The organism is Chromobacterium sp. FG89 (assembly GCF_057808735.1).
In genome coordinates, this window is record NZ_JBMDIQ010000093.1 from 1 (window position 1) to 375 (window position 375).

At 61.3% G+C, this 375-nt stretch carries 1 protein-coding gene; it reads right to left on the reverse strand.

The genetic code is table 11. From position 1 onward, the window contains the following. On the reverse strand, positions 1–375 hold a 375-nt coding region (locus ACODRW_RS24385), incomplete at both ends, for a hypothetical protein (RefSeq protein WP_488906935.1).

Consider the following 375-nt stretch of genomic DNA (forward strand, 5'->3'; position numbering starts at 1 on the left):
AGACATAGCTGCCGTTCAGGCTTTCGCCCACCTCCAGCTTGCCTTTCAGCTTCAGGTCTCGCACTACGGGCTTGGCCTTCGGATCGATCACGCTGCCGCCCTCACCCAAGGCTTCCGTCGTGGCCGTCTCAATCTGGCCCTTGGCCTGACGCGCGTTCTCCGGCTGCACCGACACTTCCAGCACCGTGCCGGCATCCGCCGACTGGATCTCGTACGATGGCAATTGGCCAGACTGTTTCACCACCTGGCCCTGTTTATCCACCTGACCCGCCGTGCCGCCTTTCTGACCCCACAGTGCTTTCGACTTGTCGGTCGCCTCACCTTTGTTCGCGTCAAAGACATAGCTGCCGTTCAGGCTTTCGCCCACCTCCAGCT